Origin of the sequence: Blautia sp. JLR.GB0024, assembly GCF_037000545.1 — a bacterium.
GTDB lineage: Bacteria > Bacillota > Clostridia > Lachnospirales > Lachnospiraceae > Blautia > Blautia celeris.
Genome location: NZ_JBANBF010000013.1, coordinates 80,286 through 96,493, shown reverse-complemented (window position 1 = coordinate 96,493; position 16,208 = coordinate 80,286). Strand labels below are relative to the sequence as shown.

13 protein-coding genes, 1 tRNA gene and 1 riboswitch are annotated in these 16,208 nt (G+C 49.0%); of the genes, 13 read left to right on the top strand and 1 reads right to left on the bottom strand.

The genetic code is table 11. The features are described from left to right. Window positions 1–24: 24 nt before the first annotated feature. The 13 genes from V8Q34_RS21955 (at window position 25) to V8Q34_RS21895 (ending at window position 14,350) form a co-directional block, all read left to right on the top strand. A complete protein-coding gene (locus V8Q34_RS21955; RefSeq protein WP_335836316.1) occupies window positions 25–1,374 on the top strand; it encodes a glucose-6-phosphate isomerase in 1,350 nt (449 codons plus the stop codon). A 162-nt stretch (window positions 1,375–1,536) separates the two neighbouring features. Then, window positions 1,537–1,608: transfer RNA gene (locus tag V8Q34_RS21950), tRNA-Gln, on the top strand. Window positions 1,609–1,690: 82 nt separating this feature from the next. Further along, window positions 1,691–2,413, top strand: a complete 723-nt coding sequence (locus tag V8Q34_RS21945; protein ID WP_227210321.1) for an acyl-[acyl-carrier-protein] thioesterase — start codon at window positions 1,691–1,693, stop codon at window positions 2,411–2,413. Next, entirely contained in the window at window positions 2,404–3,240 is an 837-nt protein-coding gene (locus V8Q34_RS21940) for a CvfB family protein (RefSeq protein WP_103731896.1), read from the top strand. Before V8Q34_RS21945 ends, V8Q34_RS21940 begins: the two co-directional genes overlap by 10 nt. Window positions 3,241–3,332: 92 nt before the next feature. Then, on the top strand, window positions 3,333–3,932 hold the full coding sequence (locus tag V8Q34_RS21935; protein ID WP_033143327.1) for a class I SAM-dependent DNA methyltransferase: 600 nt from the start codon (window positions 3,333–3,335) through the stop codon (window positions 3,930–3,932). A 37-nt stretch (window positions 3,933–3,969) separates the two neighbouring features. Next, on the top strand, window positions 3,970–7,452 hold the full coding sequence (locus tag V8Q34_RS21930; RefSeq protein ID WP_033143328.1) for a DNA polymerase III subunit alpha: 3,483 nt from the start codon (window positions 3,970–3,972) through the stop codon (window positions 7,450–7,452). Window positions 7,453–7,547: 95 nt separating this feature from the next. Beyond that, window positions 7,548–8,546 (top strand): 6-phosphofructokinase, encoded by a 999-nt coding sequence (gene pfkA, locus V8Q34_RS21925; protein ID WP_033143329.1) that lies wholly within the window; start codon window positions 7,548–7,550, stop codon window positions 8,544–8,546. A gap of 42 nt (window positions 8,547–8,588) precedes the next feature. Then, window positions 8,589–9,986: a TrkH family potassium uptake protein gene (locus tag V8Q34_RS21920; protein ID WP_033143330.1), complete on the top strand. Its 1,398-nt coding sequence runs from the start codon at window positions 8,589–8,591 to the stop codon at window positions 9,984–9,986. A gap of 12 nt (window positions 9,987–9,998) precedes the next feature. After that, on the top strand, window positions 9,999–10,664 hold the full coding sequence (locus V8Q34_RS21915) for a potassium channel family protein (RefSeq protein WP_103731894.1): 666 nt from the start codon (window positions 9,999–10,001) through the stop codon (window positions 10,662–10,664). A 10-nt stretch (window positions 10,665–10,674) separates the two neighbouring features. Further along, window positions 10,675–11,478 (top strand): TrmH family RNA methyltransferase, encoded by an 804-nt coding sequence (locus V8Q34_RS21910; protein WP_033143332.1) that lies wholly within the window; start codon window positions 10,675–10,677, stop codon window positions 11,476–11,478. Between the two features lie 241 nt (window positions 11,479–11,719). Further along, window positions 11,720–12,685, top strand: coding sequence for a cell wall hydrolase (locus V8Q34_RS21905; protein WP_335836315.1), 966 nt, complete (start codon window positions 11,720–11,722; stop codon window positions 12,683–12,685). Between the two features lie 110 nt (window positions 12,686–12,795). Next, on the top strand, window positions 12,796–13,482 hold the full coding sequence (locus V8Q34_RS21900; RefSeq protein WP_081960525.1) for a response regulator transcription factor: 687 nt from the start codon (window positions 12,796–12,798) through the stop codon (window positions 13,480–13,482). A gap of 4 nt (window positions 13,483–13,486) precedes the next feature. Further along, entirely contained in the window at window positions 13,487–14,350 is an 864-nt protein-coding gene (locus V8Q34_RS21895; protein ID WP_103731898.1) for a sensor histidine kinase, read from the top strand. A gap of 97 nt (window positions 14,351–14,447) precedes the next feature. Here the strand turns inward: V8Q34_RS21895 and V8Q34_RS21890 are convergent, their stop codons facing one another. Continuing rightward, window positions 14,448–15,821, bottom strand: coding sequence for an NCS2 family permease (locus V8Q34_RS21890; RefSeq protein ID WP_118594066.1), 1,374 nt, complete (start codon window positions 15,819–15,821; stop codon window positions 14,448–14,450). Window positions 15,822–15,968: 147 nt separating this feature from the next. Further along, window positions 15,969–16,064: riboswitch (purine riboswitch) on the bottom strand. Window positions 16,065–16,208: the final 144 nt, after the last annotated feature.

Below are 16,208 nucleotides of genomic sequence, written 5' to 3'. Positions count from 1 at the left end.
ATGCGGAGAGAGGAGTGAAGTGCAGTGGGGAATAAGGTATCATTTGACTATTCTAAGGCAGCGGGCTTTGTCAGTGCCCATGAAGTAGAATATATGAAAGAAGCCGCCGAAAGAGCCAGAGCTGCGCTGGCAGCAAAAAACGGTGTGGGAAACGATTTCCTGGGATGGATCAACCTGCCTGTTGATTATGACAGAGAAGAGTTCGCGGCTATCAAAAAGGCGGCTGAAAAGATCCAGTCCGATTCAGAGGTTCTGGTGGTGATCGGCATCGGCGGTTCCTACCTGGGTGCCAGGGCAGCCATTGAATTTCTGAGACATGGATTCTATAATAATATCAGCAAAGAACTGAGAAAAACGCCTGAGATTTATTTTGCAGGCAACAATATCAGCAGTACCTATCTGAAAGGGCTGATCGATGTGATCGGGGACCGGGATTTTTCCGTCAACGTGATCTCCAAGTCAGGAACCACCACGGAGCCGGCGATTGCTTTTCGTGTATTCAAGGAAATGCTGGAGAAGAAATACGGCAGGAAGGAAGCTGCAGGCAGAATCTATGCCACCACGGACAAGGCCCGGGGAGCTTTAAAGAGTCTGGCAGAAGCGGAAGGCTATGAGACGTTTGCAGTGCCTGACGATGTGGGCGGCCGTTTCTCCGTGCTGACCGCAGTGGGTCTGCTTCCCATCGCAGTCAGCGGCGCAGATCTTGACAGGCTCATGGAAGGAGCCGCTTTTGGACGGGAAAACGCACTGCATCTTCCATATGAAGAGAACGACGCACTCCTTTACGCGGCAGTCCGCAATATTCTTCTGCGCAAAGGCAAATCCGTAGAGCTGCTGGCAAACTATGAACCCAGCGTGCACTACGTGTCGGAATGGTGGAAGCAGCTCTACGGGGAGAGCGAAGGCAAAGACCAGAAAGGACTCATGCCCGCTTCCGTTGACCTGACCACAGACCTTCATTCCATGGGTCAGTTCATCCAGGACGGATCCAGAATCATGTTCGAGACAGTCCTCAATGTGGAGAAACCCAGGGAGGAACTGGTCATCAAAGAAGAAGCGGCAGATCTTGACGGCCTCAATTATCTGGCGGGAAAAACCGTTGACTTCATCAATAAAAGCGCAATGAACGGCACGGCGCTGGCTCATACCGACGGCAATGTGCCAAACCTTCGGGTAAATATACCGGAACAGAATGAGTTCTGTCTGGGGCAGTTATTCTATTTCTTTGAATTTGCCTGCGGCGTCAGCGGTTATCTGCTGGGAGTGAATCCCTTTAACCAGCCGGGCGTTGAGAGTTATAAGAGCAACATGTTCGCTCTGCTGGGAAAGCCGGGATATGAGGAAAAGCATGCGGAGTTAATGGAAAGACTGTAGACTTAAAAGTTGTTTGTATTCTGTTTGTCCCGGAAGAAACCAGGCCGGAAAATGCGGTATTTGGGCCTTCCGGGACAGTGAAAAAAAATTTTTTAAAAAAATTAAAAAAAGGACTTGATTTTTTTTGAGTTATCCTTTATAATTCATTTTGTTGCAAAACAATGGGCTATCGCCAAATGGTAAGGCAACGGACTCTGACTCCGTCATTTCAAGGTTCGAATCCTTGTAGCCCAGCTAAGAATCAATATCCCAGACTAAGTGTCTGGGATATTTTGGTATACAGGAATAATTGTTATATACCCGGGAGGCAGAAAAAATGAAATACTCTTTTGAAAGTTATGTCCGCTACAGTGAGATTGGGGAGGACAGGAATCTGACCCTGAATTCCGTCATCAATTATTTCCAGGACTGCAGTACCTTTCATTCGGAACATACAGGTGTGGGGATTGATTATCTGCAGGAGAAGAACCGGGTATGGGTCCTTTCCTCCTGGCAGATCGTTGTGGACCGGTATCCAAAGCTCTGCGAGAAAATAAAAATAACTACCTGGCCCTATGCGTTTAAGCGTTTTCTGGGAAGCAGGAATTTTACCATGGAGGATGAGAGCGGGGCAACGGTTGCCTATGCCAACTCTCTGTGGACATATCTGGATCTGGAGACCGGTATGCCGGCAAATGTATCAGAGCAGCAGATCGAGGCCTATACACTGGAAGAGAAATATCCCATGGAATATGCGCCCAGAAAGATCAAAATGCCTGTGGACACGGCAGAGTATGAGAGTTTTCCCGTGCGTCCCCACCATCTGGATACCAATCACCATGTAAACAACGGACAGTACGTGGCTATGGCAGAGGAATTCGTGCCCGCCGGATTCTGTGTGCACCAGATGCGGGCGGAGTACAAGGGACAGGCAGTGCTGGGAGATATCATAGTACCAAAAGTGAAGCAGGAGCAGGGGGTATGTACCGTGGCTCTCTGCAGTGAGAACGGCGAACCCTATGCGGTTGTGGAATTAAAGGAGAAAAAAGAATGGAATTAGGCAGAAAACAGAAACTGGTTGTTGTGAAGACTGTGGATTTCGGTGTGTATCTGGGAGACAGACCGGACGCAGGGGAAACGGACAGAGTGCTCCTTCCGGGCAAAGAGGTGCCGGAGGGGACGAAGGAAGGGGACCAGATGGAGGTATTCCTCTATAAGGATTCCTCTGACCGTCTGATCGCAACCACCAGGACTCCGGCACTGATGATGGACCAGGTGGGATTTTTGAAAGTTGCCCAGGTGACGAAGATCGGAGCATTCCTGGACTGGGGACTGGAAAAAGACCTGTTCCTTCCATATAAAGAACAGACAAAGAAGGTGCATGAGGGGGAGGAAGTGCTGGTATCCCTCTATATAGACAAGAGCAGCCGTCTGTGCGCTACCATGAAAGTGTATCACTACCTCAAGACAAATTCTCCCTACATTATAGGAGATACTGTGACAGGTGTGGTGTATGAGCACAGTGACAACTTCGGCGTATTTGTGGCAGTGGACGGGCAGTATTCCGGCCTGATTCCAAAACAGGAGGCCCAGGGCAATTATAAGGTGGGCGAGGAGCTGACACTGCGTGTCACTCAGGTCAGGGAAGACGGCAAGCTGAATTTGAGCGCAAAGCAGAAGGCCCATATCCAGCTCCATGAAGATGCCGAGAGCGTGTATGAGATCATCAGGGAGTTTGAAGGTGTTCTGCCCTTTGATGACAAGGCTTCACCGGAAATCATAAAGCGTGAGTTCGGCCTGAGCAAGAATGCGTTCAAACGCGCTGTGGGGCATTTGCTCAAAGAAGAGAAAATAGAACTGAAAAACCATAAAATTTATATACGTTAGATGCTTCACGAATAGGAAAAGGTATGATATACTTGTACCGTAAATCAATTTATCAAATTCTTTTTTGTACTTGTCCAGAAGGAGGAAAATAAGTGGACTCGATAGATTATTATGACCGATACGCGGTACCTTATTATGAAGAAACTGTAGAACTGAGCATGGAGGAGCAGCTTCAGCGTTTTATGGACCTGCTGCCTGAGAATGCAGAGGTTCTTGATTTGGGCTGTGGGTCGGGAAGAGACACCTTGTTTCTCGAAGACGAAGGATTCAGCGTAACCGCAATGGACGGCTCCGCCAGAATGTGTGAGCTGGCAGAGATTCATACGGGCCGGGATATCCTGCATCTGCGCGTGGAAGACATGGAGTTTGACGATGTATTCCATGGTATCTGGGCGTGTGCCGTATTGGGGCATTTCCCGCCGGACAAGATCCAGGAAGTGATGCAGAAGATTCTCAATGCACTGAAGGATGACGGTGTTCTGTATTTTTCTGTGCGCAAAGGCGACAGGAACGGCAGATACAACGGTCGTTATTACTACGATTACAGCAGGGATTCCCTGGATGACCTTCTGGATTCGATTCCGAATATCAAAGTGCTGGACATCTGGAAGACCAGCGATGCCCGCGGCGAGGATCACAATAACAGGTGGTACAATGTGCTGCTTCGGAAAGTAAAAAATAAAGAAGAATAGACACCATACAGGAACAGTAAAACAGAGGAGAACAACAGTGGAATTTACCCATTTACATGTACATACAGAGTACAGCCTGTTGGACGGTTCTAATAAAATAAATGAATATGTAGCCAGAGTAAAAGAACTGGGAATGGATAGTGCAGCCATAACGGACCACGGTGTCATGTTTGGCTGCATAGATTTTTATAGGGCGGCAAAAGCTGCAGGAATCAAGCCTATTCTGGGATGTGAAGTCTATGTGGCGCCCGGTTCCCGGTTTGACAAGGAGATTGGCAGAGAAGAGGACCGTTACTATCACCTGGTACTTTTAGCTGAAAACCAGGAGGGCTACCAGAATCTGATGAAGATCGTATCCACGGGTTTCGTGGACGGTTTTTATTACAAACCACGTGTAGACCTGGAGATTCTGGAAAAATACCATGAAGGAATTATTGCATTAAGCGCTTGCCTTGCAGGAGAAGTTGCAAGAGATATCACAAAAGGTTTTTATGAGGAGTCCAAAAAGGCGGCTCTGCGATATGAAGAGATTTTCGGAAAGGGGAATTTTTTCCTGGAACTGCAGGACCACGGTATACCGGAGCAGCACAGAGTGAATCAGCAGCTTGTGCGTATGAGCAGGGAGACGGGAATTGAACTGGTGGCTACCAATGATATCCACTATACCTACAGCACAGACGCGGAGGCCCATGACATTCTCCTGTGCGTGCAGACCGGCAAAAGGCTTCAGGACGAGGACAGAATGCGCTATGAGGGCGGCCAGTATTACGTGAAATCCGTGGAGGAGATGGCAGCCCTGTTTCCCTATGCACCGGAGGCTCTGGAGAATACCCACAAGATAGCCAAGCGCTGTAATGTGGAGATAGAATTCGGCGTGACAAAGCTGCCGAAATTTGATGTCCCGGAGGGCTATACAGCCTGGGAATACCTGAACAAGCTGTGTTTTGACGGGCTTGCCGAGAGGTACAGCGGCAATATGGAAGAGCTGGAAGAGCGTCTGAACTATGAGCTTAATGTTATTAAGAATATGGGATATGTGGATTATTTCCTGATCGTATGGGATTTTATCCGGTATGCCAGGGACCACGATATCATTGTGGGACCGGGGCGTGGTTCCGCTGCAGGAAGCCTTGTGTCATACACTCTGGGAATCACCAAGCTGGACCCTATCAAATACAATCTGCTCTTTGAGCGTTTCCTGAATCCGGAACGTGTGTCCATGCCTGATATTGACGTGGACTTCTGCTTCGAGCGGAGGCAGGAGGTCATTGATTATGTGGTGGAGAAGTACGGCAAGGACCGGGTGGTGCAGATCGTCACCTTCGGTACCATGGCTGCCAGAGGCGTTATCCGGGATGTGGGCCGTGTTATGGACCTGCCCTATGCCCAGTGCGACGCTATTGCCAAGATGATTCCCACAGAGCTGAACATCACCATTGACAAGGCCATGAAGATGAATCCTGAGCTGAGGGGTCTCTATGAGACGGATGAGACGGTGAAAAAGCTCATTGACATGAGCAAGAGGCTGGAGGGGCTTCCGAGACATACCTCCATGCACGCGGCGGGCGTGGTGATCAGCCAGAAGCCCGTAGTGGAGTATGTCCCCCTCTCCAGGGCATCCGATGGTTCCCTGGTGACGCAGTTTACCATGACCACGCTGGAGGAGCTGGGTCTTCTGAAGATGGACTTTCTGGGCCTGCGTACCCTGACGGTTATCCAGAATGCGGCAAAACTGGTGGCGCGTGACAAGGGTGTGGATTTGGATATGGACCACATAGACTATGATGACAAGAAAGTGTATGCCATGCTGGGAGCCGGTAAGACGGAAGGCGTGTTCCAGCTTGAGAGCGGCGGGATGACAAGCTTTATGAAGGAGTTAAAGCCCGGTAATCTGGAGGATGTCATTGCGGGAATCTCCCTATACCGTCCGGGCCCTATGGATTTTATCCCCCAGTATATCAGAGGAAAGAACAATCCCGGGAGCATCACATACGATTGTCCGGAGCTGGAGCCTATTCTGGATGCTACCTACGGCTGTATTGTATACCAGGAGCAGGTTATGCAGATCGTGCGGAGCCTGGGCGGCTATACCCTGGGAAGAAGTGATATGGTGCGCCGCGCCATGAGTAAAAAGAAAGCGTCCGTCATGGAGAAGGAGCGTCAGAACTTCGTCTACGGCAACGAGGACGAAGGGGTTCCCGGCTGCGTCAACCGGGGGATCAGCGAACAGGTGGCTAACAAGATCTATGACGAAATGATAGACTTTGCAAAATATGCTTTCAACAAATCCCATGCGGCAGCCTATGCGGTTGTGGCCTACCAGACCGCGTTTTTAAAATATTACTATCCCGTGGAATTTATGGCAGCCCTCATGACATCTGTGATCGACAATCCATCCAAGGTGTCTGAATATATCCTCTCCAGCAGAAGGATGGGAATCGACATTCTCCCCCCTGATATCAACAAGGGAGAAAGTTCCTTTTCTGTGGACGGAGGTTCCATACGTTACGGCCTTTCCGCCATTAAGAGCATCGGAAGACCCGTCATTGAGGGACTTGTGGAGGAGAGAAACCTGCGGGGAGAGTTTAAAACACTCCGGGATTTCATAGAGCGCATGTCCGGGCGTGACATAAATAAGCGGACCATAGAGAACTTCATCAAGGCAGGTGCATTTGATGGTATTCCCGGCAACCGACGCCAGAAGATGATGGTCTATGTACAGATACTGGATGCGGTGAACCAGGAGAAAAAAACTGCCATGACCGGGCAGATGAGCCTTTTTGACCTGGTCTCCGAGGAGGAAAAGGAAGCCTACGAGATCCGTATGCCGAATGTGGAGGAGTATCCCAAGGAAGCAAAACTGGCATTTGAAAAAGAAGTGCTGGGTGTGTATATCAGCGGTCATCCTCTGGAAGAATATGAACAGAGGTGGAGAAACAACATCACTGCAGTCACCACGGATTTCCTGCCTGATGATGAGACCGGAATGCCCAGGGTCATGGATAATTCCAAGGTCACTGTGGGCGGCATGATCACAGGCAAGACCATCAAATATACCAAGACCAACAAGGTAATGGCCTTCCTCACAGTGGAGGATCTTGTGGGAACTGTGGAGATTGTTGTTTTCCCAAGGGATTATGAGAAGAATGCCCAGCTCATGGAGGTGGACGACAAAGTATTTATCCAGGGAAGAGTGTCGGCAGAGGATGAAAAGGCCAGCAAACTAATCTGTGAAAATATACGTTCCTTTGACGATGTACCCAGTGAACTGTGGGTGCAGTTTGCCACAAAAGAGGATTTTCTGTCAGGTGAGGAAGAATTTTACAGGCTGTTGAATGACTCGGACGGAAGGGACTCTGTGGTGGTATATATCCGCTCTCCCAAGGCTGTAAAACGGCTCGGCCCGTCCAGGAATGTAAAGATAAATGGAGAACTTCTTGGCAAACTGTACGAAAAGTACGGCTCTGACAACGTAAAAGTTGTGGAAAAGAGTATTGAAAAACTTACCAAAATGCATTAAAATAAGGAAGATTAGAGGTAACTATTCAGATTGCTGAACAGTTTAAGATTAGAGGTCAAGAGGGAATCATGAAAATACAGTAATGGAGGAGAAAAATGGCTGCGAATAAAGAAATCAAGACAATCGGTGTTTTAACCAGCGGCGGGGATGCCCCGGGTATGAATGCTGCCATCCGTGCAGTTGTAAGACGAGGCCTGAGCCGCGGTATTAACATGAAAGGTGTTTTAAAGGGATATAACGGATTATTAAACGAAGAGATAATTGATTTGACAGCCGTGGACGTTTCCGATACCATCCAGAGAGGCGGTACGATTCTTTATACGGCACGCTGCGCAGAATTCCGTACAGAGGAAGGACAGAGACGCGGTGCTGAAGTGTGCAGAAAGCACGGAATTGACGGCCTTGTCGTGATCGGTGGTGACGGTTCCTTTGCCGGTGCGCAGAAGCTGGCCAATCTGGGAATCAATGCTGTAGGTGTTCCGGGAACTATCGACCTGGATATTGCATGTACAGAATATACGATCGGTTTTGATACCGCTGTGAATACAGCTATGGAAGCCATCGACAAAGTGCGTGATACCTCCACCTCACATGAGCGTGTCAGCATTATCGAAGTTATGGGAAGAAATGCCGGATATCTGGCACTGTGGTGCGGTATTGCCAACGGCGCCGAGGATGTTCTTCTTCCTGAAAAATATGACTATGACGAACAGCAGATTATAAATAATATTATTGATAATCGTAAAAAAGGCAAGAAGCATCATATTATTATCAATGCCGAGGGTATCGGACATTCTGAGGCAATGGCAAAGCGTATCGAGGCTGCCACAGGCATTGAGACAAGGGCCACCATACTGGGACACATGCAGCGAGGCGGAAGCCCTACATGTAAGGACCGTGTATATGCATCCATCATGGGCGCGAAAGCGGTGGATGTCCTGCTGGAAGGCAAGACCAAGAGAGTTATCGGTTACAAGAATGGCGAGTATGTGGATTTTGACATCAACGAGGCACTGGCTATGAAGAAAACCATTCCGGATTATCAGTTTGAGATCAGCTATTCTCTGTCACACAATTACAGCAAGAACGTATAAATTATTTCCTGCCGCATATGGGACAGGAGTTAAGGTGTGTATATGAGAAAGATGCATGTTAGAAAGACAAAATTTAAAACTGCACAAATCATCGCGTTGGGATTTGCAGCCATTATCCTTCTGGGAGCACTGCTGCTTTCCCTTCCCATCGCGTGGGCACCGGGGCATCAGATTAAGTTCATCGATGCCCTTTTTACGTCCACGACTTCTATCTGCGTGACAGGACTGGTGACAGAGTCCACTTACGCAGCGTGGTCCGGGTTCGGGCATGTGGTCATCCTGTTCCTGATCCAGCTTGGAGGTTTCGGTGTCATAACCTGCGGGACCCTGGTGGTTCTGGCAATGGGAAAGCGTGTGAGCATCCGCAACAGGCGGCTGATCCAGGAATCCTACAATCTGGATACCCTGAAGGGACTGATCGCTCTTGTGCGTAAGATCGTACTGGGAACGCTTCTGGTGGAAGGTGTGGGAATGGTCTTCTATTCCTTTCAGTTTGTTCCCGAGTTCGGCATACAGAGGGGACTGCAGATCTCACTGTTCAACTCTGTGTCCGCGTTCTGTAATGCGGGTATGGATATCATCGGTGACAACAGCCTTGCAAATTATGCGGGCAGCCCTCTGGTGAATATTACAACTATGGCTCTCATTGTACTGGGCGGCATCGGCTACCTGGTCTGGTGGGATTTGATAAAATGCGCAAAACGGCTGTTTCGCAGGGAGATGGGCTTCCGGCAGGCGGTGAGGGCTTTGGAGCTGAACACGAAAATAGCGGTCACTGCTACGGTCATCCTGATCTTCGGCGGTGCGTTCCTGATCCTGATCCTGGAGTACAGAAATCCGGGAACTCTGGGTAATATGCCCTTCTGGGAAAAATGCATGGCTGCGGTCTTCCAGTCCGTGACCTGCAGGACAGCGGGCTTCTTTACGATTCCCCAGGAAAATCTTCAGGAGGCATCCGCTATGGTCTGTATGATCCTCATGTTCATAGGCGGCTCCCCTCTGGGTACAGCCGGCGGTGTGAAGACTACCACCATGGCAGCTCTGCTTCTGACCGGATCTTCCTTTTTCAAGGGTAAGGAGGATACTGAAGTATTCAACAGGAGAATCCCGGAGAACAACATCAGGACAGCCTGGGTGGTTCTTATGCTGGGGCTGGCTGTTGTGCTTACATCCACTATCGGGCTGGCGATCGCCACGGAAGGGATGGAGGAAGGCGCGTATCTGATCAATATTATGTACGAAGTGACTTCAGCGGGCGCTACCGTGGGGCTTTCCAGAGGGCTGACCCCTCTTCTTCCTGCGGCAGGCAAGCTCATCATCATACTGACTATGTATATCGGGCGTATCGGCCCCACAACTCTGGCGACAGCGCTTACCATTCACGGCGAGAAGAAACCTTCGGGTATGCATCTGCCGGACCAGAAAATATTTATCGGCTAGGAGAATGAGGATATGAAGAAAAAAACATTTGCAGTCATCGGTCTGGGAAAATTCGGCTACGCTGTGGCGGAGACACTGGCAAAATCCGGATATGAGGTTCTGGCAGTGGACGGGGACAATGAAAAGGTGCAGGCGATTGCCCCCTATGCCTCCTACCCCCTGTGTGCAGATGTAACGGAGCCGGGGGTGATGGAGTCTCTGGATTTTTCCAATGTGGATGTGGCAGTCATCGGTATTTCCGACCACATGGAGGCCAGCATTATAGCCACATTGTACGCAAAGGAAGCCGGGGTATCCTATGTCCTGGTCAAGGCAAACGGCGTGCTCCACGGGCATATTCTGAAGAAGATCGGCGCGGATGAAGTGATCTTTCCGGAATACAATACAGGTGTGCGGGTTGCCAAGAATTTTATTTCCGGAAGATTCAAGGACTTCTTTGAGCTGTCGGATGAGGTGAGCATGGTGGAAATGCACGTGCCGGATACCTGGGTGGGCAAAAGCCTGATTGAACTGGACCTGCGCGGGCGTTACGGAATCAACGTGATCGCCATCAAGGAAGGGGAGAACGTCACCATTGAGATGAATCCACAGGAACCGCTCAGGGCAGGACAGACTCTCGGAATCGTAGGCAAGAATGAGATCCTTTCCAGGCTCAGCGAGACCAATTATCAGGATTGAGGTATTCCATATGATTACAAGCATGTCAAACGCACAGATAAAACACATACAGCAGCTTATGAAAAAAGCCAAAGCCCGCCGGGAAAGCGGGCTTTTTGTGGTGGAAGGTATGAAAATGTTCCGGGAGGCGCCAAAGGATAGGATCGAAAAGGTATATGCATCCACATCCTTTCTGGAATCCGGGGACAACCGGGCAGTTCTGGAAGAAAAAGGTTTCGGGAGTGAAAGTCCGGACATGGAGGAAGTGGATGACAAGGTGTTCCGCTCCCTTTCCGATACGGTGACGCCCCAGGGGATTCTCTGTCTGGTCAGACAGGTGGATACCCCTCTTTCCGCCATGCTGGAGGCGCGGCAGCCTCTGCTCATGATATTGGAAGATCTGCAGGACCCGGGCAATCTGGGGACAATCCTGCGCACAGGGGAAGGCGCAGGTGTCTCCGGTGTTATCTTGAATAAGAACTGTGTGGATTTATATAACCCCAAAGTGATTCGCTCCACTATGGGTTCCGTGTACCGTATGCCTGTGCTGACAGTGGACAGCATATCGGATATCCTGCCGGAACTGAAAAAGCAGGGTGTGCGGACATATGCGGCCCATCTGCGGGGGGAACATTTTTACGACCAGGAGGATTTCAGGGGAAAGACAGCCTTCTTTATAGGAAATGAGGGAAACGGATTGTCTGATGAACTGTCCGGTCAGGCTGACTGCCTCATTAAAATCCCCATGCAGGGACAGGTAGAATCCCTGAATGCAGCTATGGCTGCCGGGATACTCATGTATGAGACATCAAGACAGAGAAGAAAGGTTCTGTAAAGGCGGAGATATCCGTTTTTACAGAACCTTTTTTTGTTGTGATGCCATGTACATTTTTCAGTACAAGCAATATATCGTTCAAATGCTGCAAAAAACGATTCGCTTTCTGTAAATATCTACAATTTGTTACAAAAATTACCCGCTTGACAATAAAATGTAATCTTGATACAATATATTCGTAATAAAAATTAATAAATTTGTAACAAATAAAAACAAATGGACTGATAGGAGGCCCTTTTTTATGAAAGAAAGAATGCGACGTATTTTATGCTGTATGGGAACTGCAGGTGTTATGACAGTTATGATGGCGGTTCCGGCAATGGCAGCAGACGTTACGGAAGATAATCAGAATATAGAAGTGATGCAGGAAGCAGAACAGACAGAGACTGACGTCCAGGATACAGAGGACGGACAGGATGCAGATATGCAGGAGAATGAGGAAGTACAGACTGAGGATACACAGGATGGCAGCTGGAGCGATAAAGTCGCGGCAAATGTTCTTACATATGCCAATATCCGTGAAGGGGCAGATGTGAGCAGCCAGTGTATCGGCAGACTTCCCTCCGGAGCTGTGGCAACTGTAGTCGGAAATGATGAGGGATGGCTGCAGGTGACTTCCGGGGAAGTCAATGGATATATCCGAGAAGATTTGGTGGTTTCCGGTGACGAAGCCAGAAATTTATATGAAGCTATGTATGGAGCAGGTGATATCTCTGTGGAGGCCGTGACTGTGGATGCAGAGGCAGAAGCGGCAGCAGAGGCAGCAGCCCGGGCCGTACAGGCATCTGCCGAGGCGGAACAGCCGGAGCAGGGACAGGCAGCAGAGGAGACAGAGACGGACAACGCACAGGCAGCAGCCCAGGAAGTATCCGTCTCAACATCAGATCTTGACCTGATGGCAGCGATCATTGAATGTGAAGCAGGCGGTGAATCTTATGAAGGAAAGGTCGGCGTCGGTGCTGTCATCATGAACCGCATCAGAAGCGGGGAGTTTCCAAATACATTATCAGAAGTCATCTACCAGAGCGGCCAGTTTGAACCGACTTGGACGGGCAAACTGTCAAACGTACTCTCACGGGGAGCAAGTGAGGCATGTTATGCGGCCGCTCAGGATGTCTTCGCAGGAGCAAATACGATCGGAGACCGTCTTTTCTTCCACGCAGGAGGCGGAAGCGGTCTGACTATTGGAAATCAGACATTTTACTAAAATATTCGAGCAAGAGCGGAACGGGGAGAACCTGTTCCGTTCTTTTTTTATGAGAAACATTGTCCTGCAGGTTAATGTGTATTAGAATGAAGTGCAAAGGAGAGGAAAATATGCTGATTCAGATAGTAGAGGATGACAGGGCATTAAGTGACGGAATCGTCCTGGCGCTTGGGGAACAGGGGACGGAGTTTGTACAGTGCACAGGTGTAAAATCCGCGGAGAAAGTTTACAGGGAGCAGAGTCCGGATCTGATTATTCTGGACATCAACCTGCCGGACGGGAGCGGATATGATTACCTGAAATGGGTCCGCAGCCGGGCGGATACCCCTGTACTCATGCTTACTGCCAATGATATGGAGATGGACGAAGTTATGGGACTGAGCCTGGGAGCGGATGATTATATGACAAAACCCTTCAGCCTGGCTGTTCTTCGTGCGAGGATCCGGGTATTGCTCCGCAGGCAGCAAAAAGCGAGGCCGGAGCGTTTCGAGTTTGATGGTTTTATCTTTGATTTCGGAGGCCTCATTTTTGAAAAGAGAGGGCAGGAAATATCTCTCAGCAAAAATGAACAGAGACTGCTCAGACTTTTTCTGGAGAATGAGGGCAGGGTTCTGACCCGTTCCGTGCTTGTGGACAGGCTTTGGACGGACGGCGCGGAGTATGTGGATGAGAATGCCCTCTCTGTTACGATTAACAGACTGCGGGGCAAGCTGGAGGACAAGAGGGAAGGCATTACCTATATACAAACCGTGTATGGGCAGGGATATGTGTGGAGACGTGAAAGGGCAGGTGAGTAAGTCCATGCTGAGGATCAGAAAGACGAGAAAAGTGGAGGAGATGCTGGACGCAGCCCTCTCAGGCAGTTTCCGGGAATCTGACTACGATGAGTCGGAGCTTTCCAGGGTGGAGACAAAGTGGAAGCGGTTTTTGAGCACTTCTGCACTGTCAAGAGAGCACCTGGAGAGGGAGAAGGAGAATGTGAAAAGCCTGGTATCCGACATTTCCCATCAGACCAAAACGCCGGTTGCCAATATCAGGCTCTATACAGAGCTGCTGAGAGAACGGCTTTGCCGGGAGGAGGATACACCGGAAAGACAGCAGGAGATCCGGATGGCTGAGGAGATAGCAAGACAGGCGGAAAAGCTGGATTTCCTCATACAGTCCCTGACGAAGATGTCCAGACTTGAGAGCAATATTCTGGAGGTCCGGCCAAAGGAACAGAACCTGGGAAAGCTTCTGGAGGAATGTATCGCGGATGTGGCGCCAAAGGCGGAGAAGAAACAGATACAGGTTATCAACAACTGTGTGGATAACATCACAGCATTTTACGATTTCAAGTGGACAAAGGAGGCGCTTTACAATGTGCTGGACAATGCGGTGAAATATTCCCGGCCGGGAGGTAAGATCACGCTCTCAGTGACAGAATATGAGCTGTATACTGCTGTCTCTGTGAGAGATGAGGGTATCGGGATCGCGGAGGAGGACACAGCCGGAATCTTCCGGCGGTTTTACAGAGCTGAGTCAGTACAGCAGGAGGACGGGGTAGGAATCGGGCTTTATCTTACCAGGGAAATATTGAGAAAACAGAACGGGTATATTAAGGTGAAATCCACGCAGGGGAAAGGATCGGAGTTTTTTCTTTACCTTAAGCGCGGCAGGATATAACAGATTTTATGAGAATTAAAAATGCCCGGGAGAGAAACCATGGGGGCGGTTTTCTCCCGGACATTCCGGGGAACGGCTGTGTTACCGGATGCTGTGGTTATATCATAATATATTTAAGGATAAACAGCACAGCCAGTATATACATCAGAAGGCTGATCTTCTTTTCCTTTGCCTTTCCGGATACAAGGTTGATGACCACGTAGGAGATAACGCCAAAGGAGATTCCTTCGGAGATACTGTACATAAACGGCATTGCGATAATACAGATGAATGCCGGAATCGCTTCTGTGAAGTCCTCAAAATTGATCTTCGTGATGGATGTCAGCATCAGGAAGCCTACAATGATCAGCGCCGGTGCCGTTGCAAAGGACGGAATAGCCAGAAAGATAGGTGACAGGAACAGGGAGAGGCCGAATAAAAGGGCCGCTGTCAGACTTGTAAGTCCTGTACGTCCGCCTTCTGCTACGCCGGAAGCACTTTCCACGAAAGTGGTGGTTGTGGAGGTACCGAGAACCGCACCGGCAGCGGTACCGACAGCGTCTGCCATGAGAGCGCCTTTGATCTTCGGAAGCTTTCCGTTTTCATCCAGCATGTCAGCCTTGGAAGCTACACCGATCAGAGTGCCCAGTGTATCGAACATATCCACGAACAGGAATGCGAACATGATAACTACAAAGTCCATGGTAAACACTTTTGAGAAATCCATATGCATAAAAGTAGGAGCTATGCTGGGGATGGAAATACCGTTGGAGAAATCCGGCAGCAGGCTGTAGAAGCCGGCTTCTGGATTGGGCACATAAATCCCTGCAAACTGGCAGAGGATACCAAGGATCCAGGTACTCAGAATGCCCCACAGGATATTTCCCTTTATATTCTTCACAAGAAGAATGGCTGTGATCAAAAGTCCGATGAGGGCTAACAGCACGGTAATACCCTCAGACTGAAAAGTCCCGTTTTTGATGGAACTCTTAAAGGAAAACAGGGTGACAAGTGTTGAGGAGTCCACAACGATCTTGGCATTCTGAAGTCCTATAAATGCAATGAACAGGCCGATACCTACGGATACCGCATGTTTCAGATTCATGGGTATGGCGTTGAATATAGCCTCACGCACATTGGTCAGCGACAGTACGATGAAGATGATACCTTCCACAAATACCGCGCTCAGTGCCATCTGCCAGGAAAATCCCATGCCCATAACAACCGTATAGGTAAAATACGCGTTTAGCCCCATGCCGGGAGCCAATACAAAAGGATAGTTGGACAGCGCTGCCATCAGACAGGTAGCGATAAAGGATGCCAGGGCGGTAGCTGTAAAGACCGCACCCCGGTCCATACCGGATTCTGAAAGGATATTGGGATTTACGGCAAGGATGTACGCCATGGTCATGAATGTGGTAACACCAGCCAGAATCTCAGTCTTAACGTCCGTGTGATTTTCTTTTAAATGAAATATTTTTTCTAAACTCATAAATTTTCCTCCTGCCTCCACTCATTATACGAGCTAATGTTATTTTTTATGGATGAACCGCCGCCGGGTCGTTATAGTTCTGCCTCCTTTCCTTTAAAAAATTCCGTAAAAAATACTACCGGTCATAAACTGCTGATTTCCGGCACAATTCCTCATCCGGAAATTTATAGGCAGCTATTACGGTAGCTGGTAGAGACGCCCATCCAATTATGAGCCTATATAAACTTCACAAATATTTTATTTCCATAAAAAATTTATTAAAACTTTATAATGCTAGCATACTACATTTTTAACGGAAAGGCAATAGGAGAATGAAATTTTCTATAATCATCAAGTACCGGCAGCCGCAATTCTTTCACAAGTGTTAGATTTCCGAAATAATGTGGA